This window comes from Dictyobacter vulcani (assembly GCF_008974265.1).
GTDB classification, from domain to species: domain Bacteria; phylum Chloroflexota; class Ktedonobacteria; order Ktedonobacterales; family Ktedonobacteraceae; genus Dictyobacter; species Dictyobacter vulcani.
Window position 1 is genome coordinate 2,742,902 of sequence record NZ_BKZW01000001.1, and the last position, 24,098, is coordinate 2,766,999.

23 protein-coding genes and 1 tRNA gene are annotated in these 24,098 nt (G+C 49.0%); 9 read left to right on the plus strand and 15 right to left on the minus strand.

Annotated features, from left to right (window positions below):
* The first annotated feature begins 243 nt into the window (after positions 1–243).
* Complete coding sequence (locus tag KDW_RS11510) at positions 244–1,155, plus strand: serine/threonine protein kinase (RefSeq protein WP_151756084.1); 912 nt, start codon at positions 244–246, stop codon at positions 1,153–1,155.
* On the opposite strand, the gene KDW_RS11515 is transcribed toward KDW_RS11510, so the two are convergent.
* The 6 genes from KDW_RS11515 to KDW_RS11540 all read right to left on the minus strand — a co-directional run bounded on the left by KDW_RS11515 (position 1,139) and on the right by KDW_RS11540 (position 6,139).
* The gene (locus KDW_RS11515; protein WP_162005151.1) at positions 1,139–1,507 is read right to left on the minus strand and encodes a sensor histidine kinase; all 369 of its coding nucleotides are present in this window, start codon (positions 1,505–1,507) and stop codon (positions 1,139–1,141) included. The genes KDW_RS11510 and KDW_RS11515 overlap by 17 nt on opposite strands.
* Positions 1,504–2,670 (minus strand): histidine kinase dimerization/phospho-acceptor domain-containing protein, encoded by a 1,167-nt coding sequence (locus tag KDW_RS11520; RefSeq protein ID WP_151756086.1) that lies wholly within the window; start codon positions 2,668–2,670, stop codon positions 1,504–1,506. The genes KDW_RS11515 and KDW_RS11520 overlap by 4 nt, the downstream gene beginning before the upstream one ends.
* A gap of 24 nt (positions 2,671–2,694) precedes the next feature.
* Positions 2,695–3,459: a response regulator transcription factor gene (locus tag KDW_RS11525; RefSeq protein ID WP_151756087.1), complete on the minus strand. Its 765-nt coding sequence runs from the start codon at positions 3,457–3,459 to the stop codon at positions 2,695–2,697.
* A gap of 87 nt (positions 3,460–3,546) precedes the next feature.
* Positions 3,547–4,125: an NUDIX hydrolase gene (locus KDW_RS11530; protein ID WP_151756088.1), complete on the minus strand. Its 579-nt coding sequence runs from the start codon at positions 4,123–4,125 to the stop codon at positions 3,547–3,549.
* Between the two features lie 132 nt (positions 4,126–4,257).
* The gene (locus KDW_RS11535) at positions 4,258–5,025 is read right to left on the minus strand and encodes a TlyA family RNA methyltransferase (protein ID WP_151756089.1); all 768 of its coding nucleotides are present in this window, start codon (positions 5,023–5,025) and stop codon (positions 4,258–4,260) included.
* A gap of 43 nt (positions 5,026–5,068) precedes the next feature.
* Positions 5,069–6,139, minus strand: a complete 1,071-nt coding sequence (locus tag KDW_RS11540; protein ID WP_151756090.1) for an ROK family protein — start codon at positions 6,137–6,139, stop codon at positions 5,069–5,071.
* Between the two features lie 369 nt (positions 6,140–6,508).
* Between KDW_RS11540 and KDW_RS32255 the strand changes: the two genes are divergently transcribed.
* Entirely contained in the window at positions 6,509–6,829 is a 321-nt protein-coding gene (locus KDW_RS32255; protein WP_151756091.1) for a hypothetical protein, read from the plus strand.
* A gap of 85 nt (positions 6,830–6,914) precedes the next feature.
* Here KDW_RS32255 and KDW_RS11550 read toward each other — a convergent pair whose 3' ends face one another.
* Positions 6,915–7,145, minus strand: coding sequence for a hypothetical protein (locus tag KDW_RS11550; RefSeq protein WP_162005152.1), 231 nt, complete (start codon positions 7,143–7,145; stop codon positions 6,915–6,917).
* Between the two features lie 441 nt (positions 7,146–7,586).
* Between KDW_RS11550 and KDW_RS11555 the strand changes: the two genes are divergently transcribed.
* Positions 7,587–7,805: a hypothetical protein gene (locus tag KDW_RS11555; protein ID WP_151756093.1), complete on the plus strand. Its 219-nt coding sequence runs from the start codon at positions 7,587–7,589 to the stop codon at positions 7,803–7,805.
* A gap of 85 nt (positions 7,806–7,890) precedes the next feature.
* Here KDW_RS11555 and KDW_RS11560 read toward each other — a convergent pair whose 3' ends face one another.
* The 5 genes from KDW_RS11560 to KDW_RS11580 form a co-directional block, all read right to left on the minus strand.
* Positions 7,891–8,601: a YIP1 family protein gene (locus KDW_RS11560; RefSeq protein ID WP_162005153.1), complete on the minus strand. Its 711-nt coding sequence runs from the start codon at positions 8,599–8,601 to the stop codon at positions 7,891–7,893.
* A 174-nt stretch (positions 8,602–8,775) separates the two neighbouring features.
* On the minus strand, positions 8,776–9,228 hold the full coding sequence (gene dtd, locus KDW_RS11565) for a D-aminoacyl-tRNA deacylase (RefSeq protein WP_151756095.1): 453 nt from the start codon (positions 9,226–9,228) through the stop codon (positions 8,776–8,778).
* The gene (acpS, locus tag KDW_RS11570) at positions 9,225–9,785 is read right to left on the minus strand and encodes a holo-ACP synthase (RefSeq protein WP_198925248.1); all 561 of its coding nucleotides are present in this window, start codon (positions 9,783–9,785) and stop codon (positions 9,225–9,227) included. The genes dtd and acpS overlap by 4 nt, the downstream gene beginning before the upstream one ends.
* Before the next feature lie 22 nt (positions 9,786–9,807).
* The gene (locus KDW_RS11575) at positions 9,808–11,223 is read right to left on the minus strand and encodes a UDP-glucose dehydrogenase family protein (protein ID WP_151756096.1); all 1,416 of its coding nucleotides are present in this window, start codon (positions 11,221–11,223) and stop codon (positions 9,808–9,810) included.
* A 4-nt stretch (positions 11,224–11,227) separates the two neighbouring features.
* On the minus strand, positions 11,228–11,893 hold the full coding sequence (locus tag KDW_RS11580) for an MBL fold metallo-hydrolase (protein ID WP_151756097.1): 666 nt from the start codon (positions 11,891–11,893) through the stop codon (positions 11,228–11,230).
* 647 nt (positions 11,894–12,540) lie between these two features.
* Here KDW_RS11580 and KDW_RS11585 point away from each other — a divergent pair.
* The 5 genes from KDW_RS11585 to KDW_RS11610 all read left to right on the plus strand — a co-directional run bounded on the left by KDW_RS11585 (position 12,541) and on the right by KDW_RS11610 (position 19,584).
* The gene (locus tag KDW_RS11585) at positions 12,541–13,860 is read left to right on the plus strand and encodes a hypothetical protein (RefSeq protein ID WP_151756098.1); all 1,320 of its coding nucleotides are present in this window, start codon (positions 12,541–12,543) and stop codon (positions 13,858–13,860) included.
* 181 nt (positions 13,861–14,041) lie between these two features.
* Positions 14,042–14,113: transfer RNA gene (locus KDW_RS11590), tRNA-Lys, on the plus strand.
* A 692-nt stretch (positions 14,114–14,805) separates the two neighbouring features.
* The gene (locus KDW_RS11595) at positions 14,806–15,627 is read left to right on the plus strand and encodes a PHP-associated domain-containing protein (RefSeq protein WP_162005154.1); all 822 of its coding nucleotides are present in this window, start codon (positions 14,806–14,808) and stop codon (positions 15,625–15,627) included.
* A gap of 778 nt (positions 15,628–16,405) precedes the next feature.
* A complete protein-coding gene (locus KDW_RS11605; protein ID WP_151756100.1) occupies positions 16,406–16,630 on the plus strand; it encodes a hypothetical protein in 225 nt (74 codons plus the stop codon).
* 257 nt (positions 16,631–16,887) lie between these two features.
* Entirely contained in the window at positions 16,888–19,584 is a 2,697-nt protein-coding gene (locus KDW_RS11610; RefSeq protein ID WP_151756101.1) for an NYN domain-containing protein, read from the plus strand.
* Between the two features lie 92 nt (positions 19,585–19,676).
* On the opposite strand, the gene KDW_RS11615 is transcribed toward KDW_RS11610, so the two are convergent.
* From KDW_RS11615 to KDW_RS11625, 3 genes are all read right to left on the minus strand, one after another.
* Complete coding sequence (locus KDW_RS11615) at positions 19,677–20,885, minus strand: M20 family metallopeptidase (protein WP_151756102.1); 1,209 nt, start codon at positions 20,883–20,885, stop codon at positions 19,677–19,679.
* 787 nt (positions 20,886–21,672) lie between these two features.
* Entirely contained in the window at positions 21,673–22,161 is a 489-nt protein-coding gene (locus tag KDW_RS11620; protein WP_151756103.1) for an FtsB family cell division protein, read from the minus strand.
* A 391-nt stretch (positions 22,162–22,552) separates the two neighbouring features.
* Positions 22,553–22,969 (minus strand): hypothetical protein, encoded by a 417-nt coding sequence (locus tag KDW_RS11625; RefSeq protein ID WP_151756104.1) that lies wholly within the window; start codon positions 22,967–22,969, stop codon positions 22,553–22,555.
* A 450-nt stretch (positions 22,970–23,419) separates the two neighbouring features.
* Between KDW_RS11625 and KDW_RS11630 the strand changes: the two genes are divergently transcribed.
* Positions 23,420–24,007 (plus strand): hypothetical protein, encoded by a 588-nt coding sequence (locus tag KDW_RS11630; protein WP_151756105.1) that lies wholly within the window; start codon positions 23,420–23,422, stop codon positions 24,005–24,007.
* Positions 24,008–24,098 lie beyond the last annotated feature (91 nt).

Below are 24,098 nucleotides of genomic sequence, written 5' to 3' on the forward strand. Positions count from 1 at the left end.
GGATGCTATTGAAAAGCAAGCGTGAACGCCGCCCAATCGCGGCTCACATTGAATTGCATGCTATTTGAATAGATAAAGTCAGCTTCATCCCTTTGGGCGATAGGTAGAGACACAAAAACGCGATAAATCCACCTTCTGGTTGATGACAGTCCTGGAGAGGGAAAGTACACTCAATATCATCACTGAAATGATATCTCTGGCGCTGAATATGCGGACAGCTGAATTTACAAGGACATATCATCTATGACTATACCAGATAAAAGTTTAGCCAGGCAGGATCATGGCTTCCAGTTTGGCAACTATCGCTTATTTCATATTGTGAGGCGGGGAACGACCTCAACTATTTATCTGGGTGAACATATTCATCTGGGCTATAAAGTTGTGGTGAAGGTATTGAATAACTGGATGGCCTCTGACGAGCAGATTCGCAAATTTTGTGCCGAGGCGCGGCTCCATGCCAGTATGCGGCATCCAAATATTGTGCGCGTACTTGATTTTGGTGTGAAAGGCAACATTCCTTTTATGGTGATGGACTATGCCGCCAATGGCACGCTACAGGACTCTATTGAGCCGGGCGTGCCGTTACCGTTATCAGCGATAGTGCCATTTATGGTGAGTATCGCTAATGCTCTGCAATATATTCATAACCACAATATCATCCATCGCGATGTGAAGCCACAGAATATTCTGCTCAGCCTGAGTAAAGAGGTCTGGCTGAGTGATTTTGGTATCGCCCTGGCTCTTCAGCCCTGGAATGCCCATCATCTGCAAGAATCCGTTGGCACAGCCCTTTATGCTGCACCAGAGCAGATTGAAGGACGCCCATCTAAAATGAGTGATCAATATGCCCTGGGCGTCCTCGTGTATACCTGGTTGTGTGGTCAAACGCCATTTAGTGGCAGCTCGGTGCAACTCTGTAAACAGCATTTGTATCAGGACCCCATTCCATTGCGCGCCATTGTGCCAGCTATCGCTGAATGTGTGGAAAAAGCTGTTCTCAAAGCCTTAGCCAAGGATCCCTATCAGCGGTTCGCCAATGTCCAGGATTTTGCATATGCGCTCATGATTGCAGATGATGATTACTATCCGAACCCGACTTTATTTATGCAAGGGACGTTGAATATGCCGCAGCAATCATCTATCCCTTATAGTTAGAGGCCGGTATCACTTTTTTCTGCGGGATGGCTGGCTGTGGCTGGTTAGCCAGTGGTAACGTGAACACTATTTGCGTGCCGTGGCCAGGGGTACTTTCTGCCCAGACCTTGCCACTGTGAGCGCTAATAATCGCTTTGACTATCGAGAGCCCCAATCCACTTCCGCCTGTTATGGCGGCTCGTGAGCGATCCGCTCGATAGAAACGTTCAAAGATATGGGGAAGATCTTTCGGGTCGATACCCACCCCGGTATCACTGACCGAGACCTGTACATGATCCTCTCGCAACTCTGCTCCGACCGTGATAGTGCCACCTGGATTGGTATGCCTGCGAGCATTATCCAGTAAATTCAAGAGCACCTGCGTAATGCGATCACTATCGGCCTCAACCGATGGAATATCCTCTGTGATGGTATTCTGGACAGTAATGCCTCGCTCTTCGCACTCTGGTGCCAGCACTGCCACGGTCTCATCGGCCAGTGTATGCAGTTCCAGGGGGCCAGATCTAATTGGATCTGACGCGCCTCCAGCATCGTCATTTGTCGTACATCTGCGACCAGGCGGCGCAAACGTTGTACCTCACGTCCGATCCGCTGTGCTGTCTCCTGACGAGCCTCGCTATCGGCGATCACATCGTCTGCCAGAGCCTCACTCAGACCCTGGATAGCTGTGAGTGGGGTAGCCAGATCATGAGCAATATTCGCAATGAGATCACGCCGCATCTGATCCTGCCGTCGTAATTCATTGACATCAGTCTCAATAGTATCGGCCATCTCATTAAACGTCTGGGCCAACTGTCCCACTTCATCCTGTGGAATCGACTGCGTTACACGCTGGGTATAGTGTCCCAGTTTCATCTGTTCAGCGGCTGTCGTCAGAAATTTCAGTGGACGTACAAAGCGGCGCACAAACAGATAACTACACAATGCCGCAATAGCTGCGACCCCCAGACTGGCCAGCAGAATAGACTGATTAATCTGCCTCATAACATCATCATCATTCGTTATACGTGGTTGTGCAATGAACAGGACACCGATCGTGCTATCCCCATAGCGCAATGGCATACTCACATAGACAGCAGAGGCCGTACCACGAAACATATTCAAGGTAATATCTCCGGATTGGACTGTAGAGCCTGATAACGTGGTTTTTAAGATTTGATGAATGTCAGTATTATTGCAGTTATTATCAGAGAATTCATTTGACTGTGTACAGAGCTTCTGGGTACCTTTGTCATCGACCAGCATTGAAACTGACGGCTCGCTGGAAGGTGCATTCGCACGCAATACATTGTCCCAGGTATTACCATAGTAGCGGTAATAGTTGGTAAAACCTTTGGCATAGTAGGCCGTATTGATTTTCAAGTTATCAATTTGCAGGTTATGAAAATAATTCTGGACGGTCACCGATACCACAAAACTAAGGATCAGGACCGTACCTAGAATAACAAGGAGATAGCTCAGCACGAGCTTGGATCTCAGGCTAAAGGCAGAAACCTTCGGAATCGTGGTACGCATGCGAACTCTCCCTGTTGACTCTACTTACTCAGGCGTGTTGTGTGGAGGCCGTAGGAGCGGGCACAAACTTATAACCAACCCCCAGACGGTCTGAATATGGTGTGGCATACCCGGGGCTGCCTCTAGTTTTTTACGCAACGTGCCAATATGCACATCAACCGTGCGCCCATCACCGAGATAGCTATAACCCCAGACCTGATTTAATAACGACTCGCGGGTAAAGACCCGGTCAGGGGATGAAGCCAGCGCGACCAGCAGATCAAATTCCTTGACGGTCAGCGTAATCTGTTTGCCGTTAGCCGCCACCCGTCGTGAAGGCAAATTGATGATCAAGCCACCAAAATGGAGCTCTTCGCTATGATTGTTATGTCCTACCGTATCTTCGGGAGTTGTTTTAACCACCTCAGAAGGGCCGCTAGTAGCATTCGCAGTGCTACTACGACGTAGGATAGCCTTGACGCGGCTGACCAGCTCACGCGGACTAAATGGTTTAATTAAATAGTCATCCGCGCCAGCCTCAAGACCCGCGATGCGATCATCCTCTCCCTGGCGTGCTGTCAGCATTAGAATCGGGGTCTCGGCCCATGTGCGAATGCGGCGACAGACCTCCATGCCATCCAACATCGGTAACATTAAATCCAATACCACCAGATCGGGATGTTCACGTGCATGCAGTTCTATACCAGCGATTCCATCGCTGGCAGCCAGGACCGTATAACCGGCTTGTTCTAAATAGAGCCGGATCACCTGTGTGATATTTGCTTCATCCTCAATGACCAGAATCTTCATACTGTTATTTTACCAATCACTGATCAAAAAAATACCAGGAAATTGTAAGGTTTTTGTATATTCCGGTTAACTGGAGACAACGTTCTGTCAGGAAGTTGGCGTTTTTAGATGGCCTAGCTTTTCCAGCGCCATATATGCGGCCGCGATCTGTCCCTGAACGGCAAACTGGCCATCATGGATCAGTTGTAGCAACTCTTGTGGTGTAACCAACATATTTTCAATGACCTCGACTGGATCAATCTTTTGCTGGCCTGTTTTTTGAATATCGCGGGCCAGATACCACCAGATGCGCGTACGGGCGCCAGTTGGATTGGCATACATGTGGGCCAGAAGCTCGATGTTATTCTCCGCCACGCTATAGCCGGTCTCTTCCATCAACTCACGGTGAGCGGTCTGAATCGGGTTTTCTGTCTCATGAGGATCGATACCACCTGCTGGAAACTCAAGTACTGTCAGTCCGATACCATGTTTATATTGACGATTCAGCAGGAAGTGTCCATCGGCCGTGACTGGTACCACGCCAACCCAACCAAAGTTTTCAATAATAAAATAGTCATCAAAGACTGGTCCATTGGGGACCGCTACCTGTTCACAGCGTACACGCAGATATGGTGTATCGATCACTTGTCGTTGTGACAAGACCTTCCAGGGTTGATGTTCAGTCACGGTCTCTGTACTCCTTCTTGAGGTCTCTTTCTTTCAATTGTACGACACAATGGCGCAGGATGGTATCCTGGAGTCCAGGCCGAGGGGTAGGGCGAACGTTGTCCGCCCTGCACTCTTTTTTTCGTTTGTTGCTCAGGCTAGATGGGAGGGATTGAAGCGTAGCAGGAAGAGGAATTCGCGGTTGCCATCACGGCCCAGAATAGGAGAGGCGATTTCACCATCCACTTGAAATGGTGTCTTCTCAGCAATCCAGGTGCGTAGCTCCTGCAAGATACGCTGATGGACTGCGGGATCTTTGATGACGCCACTGCCGCGATCAACCTCCAGTTTGTCGGCTTCAAATTGCGGTTTAACCAGGGCCGCGATCCAGGTGTCAGACGCGGGTGCCAGCAAAGGCACCAGGTGGGGGAGAACCATGCGCAATGAGATAAATGAGACATCAATAACGGCGCATTGCATTGGCTCCGGCAGACTGGCCAGGTGGCGGATATTTGTGCGCTCCATAACCACGACACGTGGATCGTTGCGTAACTTCCAATCAAGCTGTCCATGGCCAACATCAATGGCATAGACACGGGTTGCGCCACGTTCCAGCAGGCATTCAGTAAAGCCGCCAGTGGAAGAGCCAACATCAATAGCCACCTGACCAGCAGGATTCAACTGGAACGTGTCCAGGGCTTTTTCCAGTTTTAAACCGCCGCGGCTCACATATTTATCTTCGGGAGAAGTGGCCGCCATATGGCAATGCGCATCCAGAGTCACCATTGTGCCGGGCTTATCCACCAACCGATCTCCCACATACACCTGACCAGCCATAATAATGGCCCGAGCCCGATCTATCCCGGGAGCAATCCCCCGGCGTACTAATGCCACATCCAGGCGCTCTTTCTTGGCTGCCATATACCTTCTTATTTCCCCTCAACAAAAAATGATTGTGCGCACATTAGCGATTATAGTAAGTAAGCGCACCTGCCCCAATCAGTCCTACATCTGAACCTAATTCAGCCTTAACGATCTTCATAGACTGGTATGGCACCTTCATAGCGCGTTCCTGCAACATACGTTTAGCCGGTCCCAGGAGCATCTCACCCATTTGAGCAACGCCACCGCCCAGCACAATCCGTTCAGGATTAAAGATATGGATGATATTGATGAGTCCAACACCAATGCCCTCAGCCGCTGTATTGATAATGTCACGAGCCTCAGGAATACCAGCCTGCGCGGCCTGCGCGACCATCCGTGCATTGATATGAATCGCATTTCTCTGAGCACGGTTCACATCTGACGGCGTATCGGCCCCACTCATTGGTTCCTGATGTGTCAGCGCGAACGTAAGAAGGTCCTCACCACGTCCCAGCGCGATCAACTCATGTGCCCGTCGCGCAATAGCCGTTCCTGAAGAAATACTTTCCCAGCAGCCAATATTACCACAATTGCAGCGTGGGCCGCGCCAATCGATCGTCATATGGCCCAGTTCAGCCGCGGTACCAGAAATACCCTCAATAATGCGTCCATCGGAGATAACGCCGCCACCAATGCCTGTACTGATCGTAATGTAGACCACTTCTTTACTACCGCGACCGGCCCCAAACATAAACTCGCCAAGCGCGGCCGCATTGGCATCATTTTCCACATAGATAGGTCGCTGCAACTTCTCAACGAAAATATCGCGCAAGGGTACATTCACCCAGCCGGACAAATTGGGGGGAGCAAAGACCACACCAGTACGACTGTCGAGTGGACCTGGAGCACCAATACCAATGCCAGCGATCTCCTCTAAGGTCACATGCGCTTCCTGCAATGCCTGATAGATAGAATCATACATGCGTGGAATCACGCGATCGGGAGAAGGATTTTCGCCCGTCAGCAATCCCACACGAGATAAAAGCTTTGCGCCTTGCATGACCGCGGTACGAATCTGGGTACCACCAAGATCCAATCCAATAACCAGGGGAAGATCTTCAGATGAACTCCATTGAGAGGATTGGTTCTGCCCAACATATTCACTGTTCATGAAATTTAGCTCCAGGTGAGTTTCTTACTGTAGATGATACTGCATTTCCATCGACTGAACAAGTGAGCAGAATAAAATTTGTATAAAATTATAGTTTTTTTTGGCTATCTTCTGCTGGGAAAAAGACCCTTTTTTATTGCTAGCGAATATGAATTCATCCGTTCTATAGATAGATTAGAAAGCAACCGGGCTTATGGATCTGTATTGTTGGTATATTTGAATTTCCTGTCCCAATAAATAGGATCTCTCGCGTTCACTTGACAAGCAAGCTAAAGAGGCAATTTTGTGTGAGGAGAATTGCCTTTATGTTTATATAGCAAGCAAGAGAATGTCAAAGTTTGGTTATTTATTGACAAAAAGGAGCAAACCATGTCATCCAGTCAGAGTGATTCAGTCGCAAGTGCCATTGCTGCTTATTCCGCAATCGTAGGAATTATTATGTTGTTATTGATTGTAGTATCCGTAGTGATTTATTGGAAAATATTCTCCAAAGCAGGTTATAGTGGTGCCATGAGTCTGCTGATGTTTGTGCCTATTGCTAACATCGTTGCGCTTTGCATTCTTGCATTTGGTGAATGGCCTGTACTGCGAGAGCTGGAAATGCTGCGTTATCAGGTTCGTAATCAACCTGGTCCACAGTATCCACAAAATCCATCTGGTCCACAGTACCCACAAAATCCACGCTATTAAGCTTGAAGACAACATAATAAGGGTGCATGCGGTATCACATGCGCCCTTTTTTATGTTGGAATGTATTATGGTCAGGAAATAGTGCTTAGAGATTTGTATGATCGCTTTTAACGATCAAGAGAGTACAGACGCCAGCCAGCAGAAAGAGTATCACAGAGATCCAACCCGCAACCTGTGCTGCTGTCAAATTATCGCCACTGACCGTTTCGTGGAAAGCTCGCGTCAGTTCATAGATACCTACCAGTAGAAAAAATAGTGTAATGGTTATGCTTAATATAAGCAAGCTTACTTTCTTGCCCATTGCGCTGCCTTTCATGAACAATACCTGCGAAACTATAGCTACGCCTCCTGCATAAATATAACGCATTCTATGACAAGTATCTATATATATAAATTAAATAGCCCACATTTTTTTCTTCTTACATCCCATTCTAACAAATGTCTTAAGCTCTTACGTTCTTATGTTCTTAAGCTTTCATGAGCCTCTTTCGCTGCTGTGTAACGTTGTTTGGGATCTTTTACAATCGGATATGGGCATCGTCCCGTGCGGTTGCGAATGGGAACGGGGTATTGTTGCCAGGGACGTGCTCGGACGCGAACAGGTTGCAGCGACAAGCGCCAATACTTTTCGTTTAACGAGTTTTGTGGCGGCGAAAGACGTTGTGGAGAAAAGCAGCGAATCATACGTGGAGAGGGCGCCACACGCGGAGGCCGGCATGCGGCGTGATGGTGGAGCGAGGGGCTCAACGAGCAGCGCATGCCTGTGGCGCCTCCACCGAGACGGATCCTGTTTCGTGATCCTCTCCGAGAAGGTACGGGTATGATCCACACGATCCCTGTAGGCGCCACAGCACTGCGAAGTCGTGCTTGCAAGCTGGCCTGCGCAAACGGAGCCGTGCGGCCTTCGCGTGTGGCGCCCTCTCCACGTACACCGTGCTTGCTGGTCACGTCGAACCATCTCTCAACGTCTCGCTAACCGAAAAGTATTGGCGACAAGCGTTGCCGGTACGACGGCGAGGACCCTACTCTATAGAGAAGGAGAGTAGGGTCCGGGTGGGGGGTTAGTGGAGGTTGGAGATAGTAGTGCCGATGTAGTGGGTAAGGGCAAGGGCGGATCCACAGACGACGAGAAGGCCGAGGATATAAGGGATGGCTACGGTGGCGATGGCTTTGTCCTGGTTGAGGTTGTGGACGCCTTTGACGACGAAGATGTTCAGAAAGACTCCATAACAAAAGACAATGATACTGATGAGTGGAGCGAAGAACAGGGTGGATATATGGAAGTAGACGAAGACCGCGATAATAATACCGCCGATCAAGCTCAAGGGAACGAGATAGAGAAGCATATCAAATGCATGCTGTACGAAATGTCCGTTTCCTCTGAATGTGCGTGCCAGCAAATATTGCAAGCCGACTTCAATGAAGAAAAGGAGTGGTACAAAAATGACTTTGAGGACAAATGCGCCGATAGTTGCACCCACGGTCAGGGTTCCTAACAGACCGAAAATTGGATTGGCACGCACATCGACACCTGATGAAGTATCCCTGAACAGGCTTTTGATCAGTCCAAGGAGTACAGGGATCAGGAGCAGGGCGGCGAGTTGAATCCAGACCAGATTCCAACGCGCGTATTCAGCTGTCCTGGCAAAGGTAGCCGCCGATGGACGGATAATTGCTTTGAGATAGAATGTGGGTAACATGCGTAACGGATGTGGAGATTTACCAGGCGAGCGAGATGCTGCTACTTGAGCGTGTTCGGAATTCCAACTCATCGTTTTTACCTCATTCTCATGCATATGCAGAGTGTAGATCTCCTAAGCAAGCTAACGGTACTATCATACCCAATGCCAGCGAAATGTGCAATGGATGAAAAGCTCATGAAGAGAAGCAAAAGATGATGAGGTCGATCTTCATAGTAGTAGAGATAATTACGAAGAATGCAGAGATTAGCGTGAGAGTTGATCACTATCCATCAGGATGGTGACGGGGCCATCGTTAACCAGAGAGACTTCCATGTGGGCACCAAAGATGCCACCGCTCACCTGGAGTCCATGGGCCGCGATACTGTCTTTGAAGCGTGCAACCAGAGGTTCGGCTAACGAAGGAGGGGCAGCCGCAGTAAAACTAGGGCGGCGACCCTTGCGGATATCTGCGTAGAGGGTAAATTGGGAGACCACCAGAACTTCGCCCTGGATATCGAGCACTGAGAGATTCATCTTGCCGGCGTCATCCTCAAAGACACGCAGATAGGCCAGTTTATCCACCAGTTGCTTGACCTGTGGCTCACCATCTTCAGGACCTATACCGAGCAGGACCAGGAAGCCGCGACCAATCGATCCTACGATCTGATCATCCACGACGACGCTGGCACGGCTAACGCGTTGTACGACTGCTCTCACTCGTCCAATATTCCTGTCTGTGTTGTGGTTGATAGTGGTTCTACGGGTGAGTTTGTCGGAGGGGCCACCTGGACACCAACGGCGATAGCGATTGAGAATTGTGCCAGATCGGCCATACTGACATCAAAGGCATTCAGGCCAAGATATTCAGCGCGCTTTTTGGCATTGCCATGGAGACGCACAGAAGGACGACCGCTGCGTAAGTGAACCACCTCCATCTCACGCCAGCCCACGCCGCGCATACCTGTTCCCAGGGCTTTACAGATAGCCTCTTTTACCGCAAAGCGGCCAGCCAGGCGCGACATTTTCCCCCGGCTCTGGGCTATTTCAAGATCGGTAAAGACACGTTTCAGAAACCGTTCGCCATGGTGTTCATACACCCTACGAATACGTGCCACCTCAATAATATCAACACCGACCGCTACATTCACACCCCCGGTAGGATGGAGTGAAGCAGGAAGACCAGCCACTCCTCCCGGCCCGAAAAGCCAATCCGGCATAGGCATGTCCGGCTGGCTTACGAGTGGTGTAAATAGCAATGACTGATCTTCATCCATGATACTCTAAACTCCGTCAGGCTTAGCTTTCGCTCGTGATCAATGAGTCCTGGTTCACTTCGTCAGGCATCTGACTGGTTGTATCCTCAGCGGCCAGGACAGATGGTGCAGGCGTGGTGGCGCGACCCATACCGCGATAAATGAAACCGTAGCGATTCATCTCGGAAGGCTCGTAGACGTTACGTCCATCGATCAAGATCGGGCGGCGCATCGAACCACGAATTTTCTGCATATTCAGTGATTTAAATTCATTCCAATCTGTCACTATAATCAGCGCATCCACATTTTCAGCAACCTCATAAGGTGTTTTGCAGAAGGCTACATCGTTCAGATTGACATTCTCACGCTCAAGGGCCTCACGACCGGTCTTAGTAGCGACTGGATCATAGACGCGAACCGTCGCACCCTGGCTGGTGACCCAGTGGATGATATCGACAGCAGGAGCCTCGCGCATATCGTCGGTATTAGGTTTGAAAGCCAGACCCAGGATACCAATGGTGGTGCCACGCAATGAGCCGAGCATATTGGTCAGTTTTGAGACCACCAGACGGCGCTGATCATGGTTGATATCCATTACCGCACGCAGCATCTGAGGATGCAAGCCAGCCTCATCGGCCATATGTGCCAGAGCACGCACATCTTTCGGGAAACAGCTACCGCCGTAGCCCAGTCCAGCATCCAGGAAGGCATGACCGATACGTTTGTCATAACCCATACCTAATGCCACCTGTTTGACATCAGCGCCCAGGCGCTCACAGATCTGAGCCATCTCATTGATGAAAGAGATCTTGGTTGCCAGGAAAGCATTGGAAGCATACTTGATCATCTCAGCGGTATAGAGATCAGTAATCACGAAAGGAGCGCGCAACTGTAAGTACAGACGAGCAACTTTGTGAGCAGCCTCAGGCTCAGAAGAACCCAGCACAATACGATCAGGATTCTGGAAGTCCAGCAGGGCAGCACCCTCGCGCAAGAATTCAGGATTCGAGACCACCGAGAAGCTTGCATTGGATGATTTTAGATTATTGCTGATGACGCGTGAAACCACATCGCCACTGCCAACCGGAACGGTACTCTTATTAATAACAATTGCATAATGATCAAGGTTTTCAGCAATACTGCGTGCAGCGCTTTCAACATAGCGCATATCAGCGCCACCCTGATTATTACCTGTAGGAGTATTAACTGCAATAAAGATAAATTCACTGTTTTCGAGTCCATCAGGATAACTGGTAGTAAAGCGCAGGCGACCAGCCTCTACATTGCGCTCTACCATCTCCTCAAGACCTGGTTCATAAATTGGCAGAATACCTTTATTTAAGCGATCAATTTTTTCTTGTACAATATCAACGCAGGTAACTGTATTGCCCAGATCAGCCAGGCACGTGCCCGTTACCAAGCCTACATAGCCCGTTCCAATTACACAGATAACTGACACAATATTACTCCTCTGCAGCTACAAATGGATTTTCATACTTCTCTTCTATAATAGTAGTTGGCTGCCCGTGACCCGGAAAAACGACCAGATCATCTTCAAGGGTATACAATTTACTTCGGATTGATTGTTCAATCTGTACATAGTTCCCTCCTACAAAATCGGTGCGTCCAATGCTCCGGTAGAAGAGGGTATCCCCACTAAAGACACAATAGGGCTGACTGATCAAGCAAATTCCCCCAGGGGTATGACCGGGTGTGTGTATCACATCCAGTGTCAGAGTTCCAAAGGAGATGGAATCTCCTTCCTGGAGTAAAATATCAGGTTTGCGTCGGACCAACGGTGCGGTACGTCCATATTCCTGTGCGGTTTGCTCATCTGTATAAAGAGGAACATCAGCCGGATGGATAGCCAGGGGCACCGGGAAGTGCTCGCTGATGGCATCGATGGCGCAAATATGATCTATGTGTCCATGAGTATTGATAATATACCTGGGAATAAGTTGAAGTTCTTGAATTGCCGCAAGAATTTTTTCTGGCTCATCCCCTGGATCGATGATGACTGCTTCACGCGTTTCCGGGCAAGCGTATAAGTAGCAGTTTTCTTCAAACAAACCAACCGTGACACATTTCACAATGGGCGTCTTTTCTGCGTTGTTTGCATTTTCAGGCATGCTGTGCGTTTGTTCCTCCTAAGCCCTCAGGCGAATAGCACTGAGAGACATTATAGCATAGCTTCCTATCAATCAGGAGAGCACAAAAGATTGATCAAGGCTCAGATCACTATATTCTCATAATACTCATGATAATCTATAAGCCAACCGACGGTCCACTGGCAATGGTGCATGGACCTGAATGTTCTGAACTGGTACTTATGTACTTATCCTTTGTCCATCAGGTAGCAGCATCATAGTTCGTCAGTACAAAAGGCATCCTGCCAGCCTTACGCTTTTGAATGGCACACCATCACGACTTTGTGTCTGTATCTTCCAACGTCTGATTCTATAAAAAATAGTAAGTATTAGTAGTTTATTACTATTGGGTAGGTCGAATGGCCAAAAAAGAGAGAATGATTAGTGACAAGATTCAAAGGAGATGCTTTTTCTTCTGAGTATTCAGCTGACAAAATTTGAAGCGCTCCACTTTTTCTGACGTATAAAAGAATAGGTCTATGGGGAGCATTGATGAAGCGGAATGTGGACGAAATGGAATATGTAATGTAGAATGTGTACTATAAGGAACTTGCTTCATTATCCTATGTTCTGGTTCCGCATGAGCGCCCCAATAGGCAGCTGTACGCTCAGGAGGAGTAGAAGAAAGCATGTCGAATGATCAATCGGAACGACGAATGTATCGCAAAAGCCCTGGACGCCAGTATGGCTATGAATATGATCCGCTGAACAGTCAGAGTGGCAGCAGAGCGCCAAATGGCGAGACCGCGAGCCGCTCAGGTATGTTACTCGCGCAACGCCCAGACCCGCGGCGAACTCGACAGCTCATGCGTCAAAGTATTATTGCCAGTAAACGTCCGAATGAAGAAGAGACAGAGCAAATAGACTTTAGCGACACCCCTTACGCTGGAATCGTAGAGGAAGATCCGTACGAGGCGCGTCCCAGTCGCCGGCATCCCGCACGTCATCCATTGCCGGAAGCGTATCTGCCATCAGCGCAGAAGCGTTATCGTAGTAAACAGGGTGACTTTTCCCAGCCGGTGTTACCGCCAACCAGCGCGCTCTACTTGCCAGAAGATGAGGATTATGACGACGAATGGCGAGACCTGGCAGATGTTGATCCTGATCCAGGTTTTGAAGAGCCGTTGGACCAGCGTGTGCGTTATATCCAGGAAGATGATGACGACTATGATGTGGTCGTTCCATCGCGCTCATCCATACGTCCCGTACCGCAGCCTAAACTGACCCGACGTTTAGAGCCGATCACCCCTGAACGTATCTATCCCGATGAGGATGACAATTATGATTATGAATACGAATACGAGGATGATCAGGCATCGGTACGGCGAGTAAAAAGTGGATCCAGGAAAAAGATGTCCCGCCGGGGCTTATTATTCGGTGCAGGCGCGGTGGCAGTTGTTGGTGCTGGAGCGGTGGCCTCGCAATATATCCCGAAGTTACCCCAGGCAGTGAATGATGTGAGCTCAAACGTTGAGCACCAGGTACAAGAGGCCTTTAACAAAGGTGTCGCCCAGGGTGTAGACCAGGCACGCAAAGATTTTGTTGGTTCGATGGAAAATTTAGAAGGCTTTACCCTGGAAGGTGCGATCACCGCAGCCCGACTGACGCGTGTGGCTTATGATGTTTTTGTCTCGCCTATTATCAAATTCGGAGCAAACATTACCGGTGATGTCTTATCCGGAATGCTCAAAGCCTTTAAGACCGCGCGTGGTCTACTGGCTGGCATCTATCAGGATAACGCGACCCTGATCGCCATCCAGAAAGTCCTTGAAACCTGGGTCACACAGGTAGATACACTACCTAAACGGCTGGATGCCATTACCCAATCGGATCTGGATGGGGCGCAGGCGTACCTGCGTGCGCTTCAGAGAAAGGTTGATGATGAAAAAGCTAAACTTAATCAACCGGCCAATGCAACGGCAACGCCACCAACTAAACCGACCCCTTAGGTAGTTTTTCCCGGGTGCGCTGGATGCTCGAAGTGCATCCAGCGCAGAACTACTATAAACAAGCGAGCGCTGAAGGTGGGAGGTCGCAGTAAGCCTTCAAGCAATCAGAAAAATAGATGGCCTTCACCTCTTGACGCGAGCGGGACAATATGCTATTATCATTTTGCCTTACGAAAGGCGCGGGTGACTAGCTCAATGGTAGAGCAAGCGACTCTTAATCGCTAGGTTCAGGGTTCGAGTCCCTGGTCACCCACTCCAAAAGCTTCCTCGCAATGAGGAAGCTTTTTTTTTAGCCGCTTTTCCTATCTTCTTGACACAGTTTGAAACGACACATACAATAGGAAGACAGCTTTATATATTGTTTTGCAGCATTGTGGAATATGCGTCACAGGCTCGTTGAACTACTACTATATGGTCCTCTATTCATTTCTGATGATCCGGGATCAACTGAATACATGCGATGTAAGAAATCGCCTTCCCCACCCATTTCTCCGATGAAAATATCAAGCCAGCACGCTGTCAGGCTTCATGAGAAAGCTGAGCCCGCTACGCGGGCGGGAAAGGGGGCGGGAGGCCAGGGCACAGCCCTGGAACCCGGTCAGGGGATTGCAGCTCCTGCGCCCCTGGGTTTCTCATCAACGTTGACAGAGCACGCGTGACTATGCTCCGGGCGTAGGTGTCGGGGAGTGGTGAGAGAAATACACACAAATTTAACAAAAAATTACAAAGCTTTAATTCGAAAGTTTAACGTACCTGTGGTAGTGTGTGAATAGAACCTGAACGTTGAGGGTGGCCTGTAAACCACTAAGAGCGATGAGGATGAAGAACGGGTGGAATTATGAAGCGCAAGGTTGTGATCGAAGATGTGTCTATCAACGTCAGGCAAGGATGAAGTGTACGAAAAAGTACTCAGCCAAACACAGGCCGGAGCAGAAAAGGAAAGACATGTTAACAAGCAAACGCAATCAAGGGAATGTGGATCCTGAGAATGTTAGCCATGGTACCGCGATGCTAAAAAAACGCCGTAAGATGACGAGCGAGCAGGCGCAGTATGCTGGCAAACATGGTAAGGCAGATTTGCATATGCATAGTACTTATAGTGATGGCTGTGCAACCATCGAAGAAATTCTTGAGCATGTGCAAAATAATACTGACCTGGATGTGATTGCTATTACTGATCATGACGTCATCGAAGGTGCGCTCAGGGCTCGGGAAATCTGGTCCCAGGGATCTTATCGCTTTGATTTTGTGGTAGGTGAAGAGGTGACGACAACAGAAGGTCACCTGTTAGGCCTTTACCTGGAGAAGAAAATCCCCAGTGGTTTCAGCATGGAGCGCAGCATTGATATGATTCACGATCAGGGTGGATTGGCCGTCGTAGCGCATCCGCTTCACCGCTTCTTCCGTCATAGCTGCCAGCGTCCAGTCATGGATCGCATTCATGCATCTAAGGATGTGTGGTTGGATGGTGTCGAGACCTGGAACGCCAGTTTCTGTGGCATTTATGCCAACTATATCGCCATGGGGACGAATCGCGAGGTCTATCGCCTGCCAGAGCTAGGGAACAGCGACGCCCATACGCTGAGTGCTATTGGAAGTGGTGTCACCTGGTTTGAAGGGAAATCCGCCCTGGAAGTCCGCGCTGCGGTTGAAAACGCAGCCAGCGCGCCCGGAGGCAAGATGTGGGATATGCAAGCCTACTATCACTGGGTACGTTATATCATGGACAAAGAGCAGCGCGAAGCCCGACGTCCAGCCATTGCCTGAGTATATCAAGCTCTTACAAAGCAATTGCATACGCTGCTCTTAATGCGTGCGCAATTGCTTTTTTTGTAGGTGTGTAGTCATGTATGTAGGGGCCTGGAGATGTGAAGAGTGGGGAAGTGCTTTTAAGACAAGAAGGTTTCTGCACTAGAATACATGATGCTGGTCAATTATTGCAAATCTATAGTGACAAACTACTAGTCCCATCCGTCCTAAGTGTGGTACAATAGGAGTATGTTTAGCGGACATGTACAGCAAAGAGTCAGAGAATCAGTCGCATTGATGATACAGACACTGGCTCGGCTTGATGTGACTCTCAACATATTGACTGGCATCGGACTGTTGCCAAACATTGTAGTAGTCCTATTCATTGCCAGGAACATAGAGTTGTTAGAGTATTGCTTGTACTATTTGCAGACATAGCAGACATGTTCAAGGGAGCGTTGGCTTATAATCCTGACGCTGCCATCACCTTTGGCACAATTTTTAATTCGATGCCTGACTATTAAGCTGAGAGCATCATCCTGTTTGGGCTGCTTATATATGCGTTGCAGCATCCAGGCCTTCAAGATACACTTTGGCCTGCTCCGCATGAGCAAATCTGGATGGTGGTTTTCATTTACCAGACCATTTTATTGGTTCTCTCATGGTCAGTGATACCAAAGCCTGTGCTAATGGATTAGGAATTGAGTGTAAAACGGGTCTATGAGCTCGCCCTGAACGTGTCGTTGTACTGGCTATCAGACGTTTATCTTTTGCCCTGCCGGCGGTCCTATTCAAGGTGATCGCTGAAAACGCATTATCGCTCTATTGGCGTGTGACACGTCGACCGCTAGAAATGCGCAATAAAGATAGTGTCGGCAAGCGGCCAGTATGGACTAATCATCATGTGCCAACAGTGTTTATGACGAACGTGGTAAACGTTTCCGCTGTTCGTCCTGTACCCACCGGCGTTGCGCCGTTCGATGGTGGCGTGCAGCCAGAATTACAGACAAAACGGCATTGACAACGGCAAGACCGAACCGGGATTGTGTAGAAGTGCGCAGCGTGAAAAGACAGCCGAGGATAATGACGGGGCGGAATTGTGAAAATTCGCCAGGACAAAAAACTCTTGTTGTACCGCCCATGAGAAAAGTGCATCGGCCTCAAGTTGGTTAAAGGTTTGAATGAAAACACATTGTTCGCTCCAACTGTCTTCAGTCGATAGTATTCTACGGAAGTAACCTGCGCTCCGGTTCGTCACGACTGAGACTGGAGATCTTAGTGACAACGCAACATGAACATCATGAACATAGCGACGTTGATGCTTCCGTCGTGGAGCATTCGTCTGCCTCCGAAAATGAAACAATGGCTGCCTCTGCCGCACCTGAAATTGATAATACACCTGCTGAGACAAACATTCAGGCAGAATCCTCTTCGGAGGAGGTGGCAGATTCTGCTGATAAACAAGATGAAGCCGTAGCTGAAACAACCAGCACATCCGAGCAAGAGAGCGTGGCGGATGGACTGGCTTCTCCTGAACATGTAGAATCGACCGAAGTTCCCTTTGTGTCTCCATCAACTCAGGAGACAACAGACAACACGGATGATTCAGCGACCGTGGAGACTTCTGCTGTCCATGGGGAGCCGGAAGGTGTCCATGAGGAGCCGGAAGGTGAAATCCTGTCGGAGTCAGAAGCTGTTGCCCTGACGGATACTATCCCGGTTGAAATGTCGACCAATCCAGCTAATGAGTCCACCTCCAATGCGGAGCAGGGCGTCGAGCCTGTCACCCCTGTAACTGCAACCGAGGAAGGCCAGACCGAAAACGCAGAGTCAGTGGCGGAACAAAAAGAGGAAGTCACGGAAAATATTCCCGAGCCTCAGACCCCGGAGTTTGTAGCTGAACAGCCAGTTCAGTCCGAGCTTGAGGGAGCCCAACCGGTTCAGGAAACGTTGCCAGAAGCAGCCGCCGTCGAAGAAAAGACAGACGGGCAGGAACTTCCTATCGCTGATACCACCTTCCCCTATGTAGAAGGATCTGGACTTATTGATGCAGCCAAGGCTGAAGAAGTACGTCCATTCACAGATTTTATCGCGGAATTCAGACAGGCTGAGGCAGCCCTTCAGGCCACACTGCGCGACTCTCAGGTTGAGGCCCTCTCCATTTTAAGTTCCGTTGCCTCTAACCTTGTGCAGGAAGATAATCAATCAGCACTGGTTGAATCTCCTGAACTCTCAACTGGTGAAGCTGACACTGCTGCTTCTCAGTCCGAACAACCTTTCGTAGCCGATCAAAAGTCAGAGGAGAAGTCAGAAGCAGTGAGAAGTGAAGAAGAGCCAAAACCTGTGACACGACCTGTTTCACCACTTTTGCGTCCAGCCTCACGGTTGCGTTTACCGCGCCATGGCTTTGGACGCCATGCACGCGAAGAGCAGCAGACCCCGGCAGCAGAAGAGACCACGACACCGGTTGCGAAGTCAGATGCGCCAGCAGAAGCAACTCCTGAGGCACCCGCCCCAAGGCCAGCGCGTCGCTACCGCTTTGATCGTCCAGCCGCCAGTACTGCCAGCAGTAACGTGCATACACCATCTCGTCCAGACGCGCTTTCACGTAGCACCTCGGCACCATCGCAGCCAAAAGCTGAAGAGAAGCCAGTTGTGAACAATCAGCGTGCGGAAGAGCAACCAGCGAACGCGGTACAAACGCCTGAGCCTCAGACAACCAGCCATAAAAAGCATAATAATACCAATGGAAATAACAACGTAGCACAGGAAGCAGAGAGCACTCCGGTGATCCACTCAACCGAGACGCATGGACGTCGCCGCCACAGCCAGAAAGAGCAGCCGGCCGCCGTCAATGAGCCCGTCGTGGAGACACCTGCACCTGTGCTGGAGCAGACTGCGAGCAGCAAAGAAGATGTTGCCCCGGAAGATCTGCCCCCATTGGAATATTCAGAGCTCCAAAAAGCGAGCTCACGTCGTCGCCGTCGCCATCGCTCAGGATCGAGCAATACTGGCTCTCATACTACCCAGAGTAGTGCTCATGTGTCTGATGATGCCCATGTGCCCCCGGCACCGGCACCAATCGCAGCACCTGCGCCTATGCCGGCACCGCCAGCGCGCACACCGGCAGCTGTTGATAACAGCGATAACAACCAATTGTATACAATCGTTTCTGGTTATACCGTGAACCAGATGAATCAAGGAAATGATGTGACCGGACCATTTATGGCGCCTGAGCCTTCTCCCGCACGTGGTAGTGTGATGTCACGCGATGGCCGCAACACACGTGCAGAAGCGCGCCCATCTTCTACCCCTTCTCTTTATCCGTCCACGCGTTCGGCAGACAATGGTTTTTCCGCCGCCGCGATGAATCAATTTGGTAATGTCGTTTCGCAGGCTTTGCAGACGCAGACTGATCGCATGGTTACTGAGTTCCGGCGTATCAGCCAGGCTCCAACCAACGTCTCAGTGACACTCCCACCTTTCCCCTCGACCGAGCGTGTAGGTGTGTTTGTCGACGTTGCCAACCTGCTGTATTCAGCCCGTACCCTGCGTATGGGAGTAGACTTTGGCAAACTGCTGGACTTCCTGCGCGGCAATCGCCGCCTGATCCGTGCGCATGCCTATTGTCCCACCAGCCCACAGGCTGGCGATGAGCAGATGTTCTTGCAGGCCGTAAAGGGTCTTGGCTATCGTATCACCACCAAGAACTATAAAACCTTCTCCAGTGGTGCCAAGAAAGCCGACCTGGACCTGGATCTCTGTATGGATGTCGTACGTCTGGTTGATGGTGGAGCCGTCGACTGTATCGTGCTTGTCAGTGGTGACAGTGACTTCATGCCAATGCTCGACTACTGCTCCGACCATGGTGTCCGCGTAGAAGTAGCCGCATTTGACGAAGCTATGTCAGCCACCCTGCGCCAGAGCTGCGATCTCTTCATCAATCTTTCCATGCTGGAAGAGATCCGCGTCTGATCCATCGTCTAAAGAGCAAATTCGCATAAAAATAGTGGGGATGCACATTGCATTCCCACTATTTTTATAAATTTTTATAAAAAGAAAACCCTTTATTGTCCCGTTGAGCCAATTGAAGCGATCAAGCCTGCCAGCAACGCTGTACGCGGCGCGATACTATCCTTCTCCATATATTCATTAGGACTATGATCCAGGCCTCCCACAGGGCCCAGACCGTCGAGGGCAGGATAGCCAAAGCCAGAGGCATAGTTAGCATCTGAGATGCCACCAGTGGGCGCGTGACGGACCTCAAAGCCTAGCCCACGAGCAATTTCCTGGGCGCGCTGTGCCATATAGAGATTTTCAGGGGTGCACAGCATCGGCTCACGATCATCTGGATCAATCTCAAGCGTTAATGTCACATTTGGCACCAGTTTTTGTTGCATCATTTCATTCCAGCGTTGTTCGAGGGCGACCCGGTCCTCGGTCTTCGCAAAGCGGACATCGATGCAGGCCTCCGCGAAATCAGGAACAACATTCGTGGCAATACCGCCCTGGATGCGACCAGTATTAATGGTCAGTCCTTCGCGCCAGCCATTTAAGGACTGAAATTGAGCAATTTGATGTGATAATTCCAGGATCGCATTGGCGCCTTTTTCTGGCTCTACACCCGCATGGGCGGCATGACCGCTGGCCCGCAATTTATACCAGGCACCGCCTTTACGGGCACTAACCAGATCACCATTTTCGCGTGCCGCCTCTAATACCAGGGTTGCATGGCAACCAGTACAGACATGGCGGATGGTCTCTTTACTATGTCGATCACTGATTTCTTCATCGGAGACACAGAGGAAACGAACTTCAGCAAAGTCATGATAATGAATACTTTGTAAGGCTTCCAGGGCGTAGATGCCAGAGAGAATACAGCCCTTCATATCAATAACGCCAGGTCCATATATCATATCATCTTCAACGCGTACGGGACGTGCCGCCGCCGTACCCACGGGATAGACGGTATCCATATGCCCCAGCAGAACCACTACACCCTTACCCGTGCCACGTAAAACACCATAGACATCGTTGCCCCATCGTTCATTTTCAAAGATCGTCACATCCATATCTAATCCGCGCATACGCCCCGCCAGATAGAGCGCCACCTCATCTACTCCGCTTTTGTGGGCTGTGCCAGAATCTATCGCACAGAGGTCAGTTAATTCATGGAGATAGCGTGTTAAATGTTCCTGCACATAGATCGCCACCTGATGTGCAGGTGATTGTTCAGCCAGAGAAGTTTCTCCCGACACCAAAGATTGAGCACTCATAATAAACTCCTACTCATAATGACAGCTACAACTTTCAAAACTTTTCAACGCTTTCAAAATTTTTGAAAGTTTTGAGCTCATTGGTGATAAACTGTGATCCCGGTCAGATTTGATAGCCGCTTTTCATCGAATGCTGGCAAGTACTACCAACCGTATCCCATCCCTACATAACCCCTGGTCTGGCTTGGTTTTATGTGACTGGAATCATCCCGGTCACAGCTGTGAAGGTGAATCACCATCGATGTCACACGAGTGGAGAACAATTACTCTCATTCAGCGGAAAGAAGATTATGCTCCTGTACTAAAAGCCAAAGCCAAAGCCATACAACGTTGCTATACGCTATGTGTGGGTCTTCTTTTCCGGGCAACAATGAAAAAGTTGCACATAGCGTTACCTGAAAAAAAGAAAAAGCGGAACGCATCCTACGCTCCGCTTTGTAATAATACCTGGGCTCACTCTGCGAAACGCATCCCTTTAAGTAAAAGCTTAAGAAGCTCCAGCCAAAACTGGAGCTGAATAATATAAATAGCTATTACTTTGTATTCACGCTTCGAATTCATTGTTGTCCCAAAAAGTGTAATTTGTATAACGTAATGTATACTTACGTTATACTTTTATCATACATATGCTGTCAAGGAAATCAAAAGAACGTATGACTTTCTTCTCTCTCTTCAGAGGAGGTGTCAGGCGTCCTCAGCTCACGAGTTTTTCGACCGCCAATCGAAAGTAGCTGTCCGGAATTCAGCCAGATCAAGCTGATTGTACGGCTATAATTGTTACTATCGGCTAATGGGATACCGGACCAAAGAAAATTTTCCACCAATCTTGCCAGTGTCCCCGGGTTGATGTGGTATTTTTTGGAGGCTGAATTTTACCCTGACCCTTATTGTTGGCATCGATGATAACGACAGCCTGTTCGCCAGGACGAATATAGCCCAGTTGTTGACGAGCTTCATTTTCGATCACAGCTGGATCCTGATAATGTTGGGCATCGCGTTGTAGTTTGCTATGCTCGTTGCGCACCTGAGTCAGTATTTTTTGCTCCTGTTGCACTTCAGCCACCAGATGATTATTGGACCAGGCTTGAGCGAAGGTGCCGAGCAGAAGGGCTGCGCAAACAAATCCCGTCATCCACATAACTGTACGTGTAAAGAGTGATGTCTGGCGGGCTCGTGAACGGCCAAAAGTTTCTTCCATCCCGATCGCTGATGTTACGTTGGCATTGCTGCCTTCAGGTCGAGAAGCAAATTGTGGTTTTCTAGGACGACTTTGCACATAACCCCCTTTCAAGTAATATACGTATTAGGCACTCTATAAGTATCACTGGCCTCGTTTTGGCGTTAATCTGGCTAGGAGCTGTGTCTATCGGGATATATGCCCTCAATCGCAAAATTTTTTGAGTGCCGCAGGCGCGAAAATCCAGCGCGAAAGGTTTCGAGGTGAGTAAGTTTGAGCAATGCTATTAAGTTTGAGCAATGCTATTAAGTTTGAGCAATGCTATTAAGTTTGAGCAATGCTATTAAGAAAGGGTGATGTTTTGAGGGAAGAAAGATAAAGTGAAGTTAGTGGTTGGTGTGTTGAGGTTAGGAGGTGAAAAATAAATGGGCGAAAAATTTACAGGATTAGAGAGACCGTTCTGGTCATTGAAGGACCACCAACGGGCTCTCTAGTGGTGAATAGACAGTTCCAGCAATCCCATCATGTCAAAACCAATCAATAAAAAGATTAAGGCCAGACAAGTGCAGACAAGATTGCGTAGCCAGATCGGCATCGAGACGCTGGTTTCATCGACCAGGGCGATGGGCTCAGTCGCAGGAGCCACAGTCAAAAATTCATCTGTTTCATAATTTACTGGAACACTGTTGAGGTTGCCATCACTCAGATGGTACCAGTTACGGTGTGAACCCGTAATGCGATCGGTCAGCGCTTCTTCAAAGGACGAATACAGGGTTTCCTCATCGACCGGCTGTGGGCTGGGCACTACCGCAACCATAGGTGCTGTGTCATAGTCGTTATCGACTATCGCAAAATCATAACATACGTCTAAATCCAGATCAGTTATTCTACAAATCGTTGCGTTCATGACCTTACCTCCTTAATACTATATTCTCTACACGATGAATTATAACGGAAGTTGGACAAATTTGCATAGGTCAAATGACCCGTATTTGAGCTCAATTAGTTGGGCTTTAAGGTAAATCTAATCAAGTTGCAAGCAGGAATTAATATTCGGAGAAGCCGCTTATGGCCTAAGCTGAAGTATATGTCTGTGTGGAGTAACTGTTTTCTTGTTTACTTAATATTGATTCTGGATTATAGCTATACTGTGTTTTATGCCAGATAGAGTTTAAAAATCACGCTGATAGAGATTGTTGTTGGCTGGTATACTCGGGCAATAATGGTCTGTTGACATGAGTACATATTTAGAAATGGTCATGTATAGAACCTGCTAGATCCGTGGGTATACTGAATTAACAAGTCGAAAATTTCATGCCTGTCGCTCGATAGGTATTGTTTATAAAGGAGTAAGCGGATGGTACCTTCAGTCATCATGAACGAACCTGCCTTATACGCACAACCTGATGACAGATCTCAGTTAGTGATGTATTTGCAATGGATATGGCAGAGCTATTTCGCAGATTGTCCCAGGGTCAACGAAATCAGTATTGATTACTGTTATCCCTGGAAGGGAAGGCTGGGTTTGATACGGCTATCCCTGGATGCCACGATGACGTTTATTGGAGTCAATACGCTGTTGCAGGTGCAGCAAGTACCGGAGTATGTGTTGATCACCACCATTGCGCACGAACTGGTGCACTACATCCACGGCTTTGGGTCACCATTGCCCCGGCTTTATAAACATCCCCATGCCAACAAAATTGTCGATCGAGAATTAGAGCAACGCAACCTTGGAGATTACCTGCGTTGTTGTAACGAATGGATTGACAAGTACTGGTATTCATTCTATGATATGCAACGGGCTGCTGGTTGGGCAGGTATCCAGGGGCGACTAGTCCCCCCATGTAGTAGAGGGGAAACATCCACCTTTCCTGCTCTCGCTAAACCCAGGAGGATGCAGGTGACACCCTTGACATCCCTTAGTGCCTGTGGTATATTCTAGCTAGCTTCAGAGATACGTACAGTGCCGAGCAGATTGTCCGCAGGTTCCCGCTTGTGGCAAGGCACATGGTACACATCTTTGGCATATGGCT